Here is a 2093-nt window from a genome sequence, read left to right as displayed (position 1 = left end):
CGTGCGGCACCGTCGCCGCACGCAGCCCGAGGCTCGCCGCCAGCACCAGCACCGCGCCGGCCAGCGCGATGCGCGCCCGCCGGCAGCGCGCACACGGCTCGGGCCGCGGGAAAGGTGCATCGCGATGCGTCATGCCGTGCGCCCTTCCTTGCGCAGTTCCTTGGCAATGCCGCGCCGCAGGTCGGCCATCTCGATGCGCTCGCGCCCGCCCTGCAGCGCGCCCAGCGCCCCGAAGCGCACCACGTTCGCGATCGCGCCGCCCGACAGCTCGTGCCGCTCGGCCAGCCCCTGCAGGTCGACGTCGTCGGCCAGCCGCCCGGTGTGCCTCACCATGCCCTCCCACAGCAGCCGCCGCTGCTCGGCGTCCGGCATCGGGAAGTGCACCAGCGACTGGAAGCGCCGCGCGAACGCATCGTCGATGTTGGCCTTCAGGTTGGTCGCGAGGATCACCGTGCCCGGGAAATCCTCGACCCGCTGCAGCAGGTACGACACCTCCTGGTTGGCATAGCGGTCGTTCGAGCTGGAGGTCGCGGTCCGCTTGCCGAACAGCGCATCGGCCTCGTCGAAGAACAGGATCCACTGCCGGCTCTGCGCCTGGTCGAACACCTGGGCCAGGTTCTTCTCGGTCTCGCCGATGAACTGCGAGACCACCATCGACAGGTCGATGCGGTAGACATCGCTGCCGACCTCCTGGCCGATCAGCGTCGCGGTCAGCGTCTTGCCGGTGCCCGGCGGGCCGTAGAACAGGCTGCGGTAGCCGGGCTTCAGCGCCTTGTCGAGCCGCCAGTCGCGCAGCAGCCGCTGGCCGTGGCGGAACCAGGTGACGATGGCCTGCACCTCGTCCATCACCTCGCCGTCGAGCACCAGGTCGCTCCAGCCGAGCCGCGTGGTGATGCGCCGCGCCGGGAAGCCGATGCCGTAGTCGGGCTTGCGCGCCTCGCCGGTGGCCAGCCGCTCCAGCGTGTCGCCGCTGACGTGCAGCGCGGCGCTCAGCCACGGTTCGCCCGGCCCGTCGTGCTGCAGCCGCAGCAGCCCGTGGCGGCGCAGCGGGCGGTCCTCGTCGAGCAGGCGCTGCAGCGCAAAGCGGCGCGCCAGGTCTTCGCCGGCGACCAGGAAGGCCGCCGTCTCGCAGGTCGGCAGGAAGCCGCCGTGCGAGCGCCCCTTCCACCCGCCGAACTCGCTGAAGCCGCGGTCGAGGTTGCGGTTGCGCACGAACAGCATGTCGAGCAGTTGCGGTTTCAGGTGCGGCGCCAGCGCCAGCGCGAGCACCAGGCGCTCGTCGGCGTCGAGTCCGGCCGCGTGCACCAGGTCGGCGTAATCGCCGTCGTCGCGGGCAAGTGCCGGCGCCGCCATCGGCAGCGCCACCGGCGCCTCGGCCTGTCCGAAGTGCAGGCTGATGCGCGCCTGCAGCACGCGCTCCAGCCATGCGAGTTCGCGCCCGACCACGCGGGCATTCAGCTCGACGCGCAGGAGCCGCAGGTCAGCGCCACTCGACATGCAGCACCTCCTTCATCCACGGATGGCGGATCGTCGCGTAGCCCCACGGCAGCTGGTCGATCAGCATGTCGAACGGGCGCGGCTCGATGTTCAGCTGCCAGTGCTCGTCGGCATGCTGCAGCCGGCCCTCGCGCTGCAGGAAGGTCTCTCTCAGCCCGGCCACCGAGGTACTGCCGAGCACCTTCCAGTGCTGGATGACGGCGGCCAGCAGCCCATCGACGGCGCTGCGCTCGGCCTCGGTCGGCGCGAGTTCGCGCGGCACCGGCAGCGCGAGCTCGATGCCGCACAGCAGCTTGTTCAGCACCAGCGCCGGCTCGGGCGCGGCGGCCTCGCCGGTCACCATCAGCTGCAGCAGCAGCGCCGCGCGCTCGGCTGCCTGCGGGCCGGTGAAGGCGCGCTCGTCCGACAGCCCGAGCATCATGAACAGGCGCGGCATGTACGGCGCCACCAGCACCAGCCCGGCGTTGCCGACCGACAGCAGCTCGCTCACCGGCGGCAGCATCCCGGCCGGCGGCGTGTCGATCGGCTCGGGCGTGGGTGTCGCCGGTTCGGCGCGCTTGCCACGCCCGAAGCCGAGCGCTGCCACGGCCGACGCC

The 2093-nt window shown here is 72.2% G+C and carries 2 protein-coding genes; both read right to left on the bottom strand.

Going from position 1 to position 2093, the window contains the following annotated elements:
* Positions 1-129: 129 nt before the first annotated feature.
* A complete protein-coding gene (locus AC1D12_RS31720) occupies positions 130-1497 on the bottom strand; it encodes an ATP-binding protein (protein WP_477845148.1) in 1368 nt (455 codons plus the stop codon).
* Positions 1481-2093: contractile injection system tape measure protein (locus AC1D12_RS31715; RefSeq protein WP_477845147.1), on the bottom strand; the 613-nt coding region annotated here is incomplete at its 5' end. The genes AC1D12_RS31720 and AC1D12_RS31715, both read right to left, overlap by 17 nt.

The organism is Rhizobacter sp. P1_G5 (genome assembly GCF_056405435.1).
The sequence above is the reverse complement of the archived record's forward strand: the minus strand, read 5'-3'. Positions and strand labels throughout refer to the sequence as shown.

Bases quoted from the DNA above. Each gene is read 5' to 3' on its own strand.
- AC1D12_RS31720 (WP_477845148.1), bottom strand. From the start codon at position 1,497: ATGTCGAGTGGCGCTGACCTGCGGCTCCTGCGCGTCGAGCTGAATGCC.